A 448-nucleotide genomic window follows, 5' to 3' on the forward strand; every position below is an offset into this window, starting at 1 on the left:
TGCTCTTCCGATCTGTAAGTCGGTCCTGTTCGCGCTCGCCGCAGGCGCGCTGTTGATCCCCTTCGCCGCGCACGCCCAGGCTGCATTGGCTCCGTCTGCAGTGGGCGCGTCCGCCCTGGGCTTGCCCGGTGCTGGCGCGGGCGGATCGGTTTCGGGCCGGGCGATTCAACTGGTGCTGATGCTGACGGTGCTGAGCCTTGCGCCCGGCATCCTGATGACGGTCACCAGCTTCACGCGTATCGTCGTCGCGCTGTCGCTGTTGCGCACCGGCATCGGCGCGCAGGGCGTGCCGCCCAATCCGGTGATCATCAGCCTGGCGATGTTCCTGTCCTTCTTCGTGATGGCCCCGACCTTCGAAAAGGCGTGGGAGCAGGGGATCAAGCCCTACACCGCCGGCAAGATCGCCGAGGAGCAAGCCTTCACCGCGACCGCCGAGCCGTTCCGGCAG

At 67.4% G+C, this 448-nt stretch carries 1 pseudogene; it reads left to right on the forward strand.

From position 1 onward, the window contains the following. Positions 1-448, forward strand: a pseudogene (locus tag AACY08_RS29750) (hypothetical protein); the annotation flags it as partial.

Source organism: Pseudomonas sp. EL_65y_Pfl1_R83 (assembly GCF_963970695.1).
Lineage (GTDB): Bacteria > Pseudomonadota > Gammaproteobacteria > Pseudomonadales > Pseudomonadaceae > Aquipseudomonas > Aquipseudomonas tritici.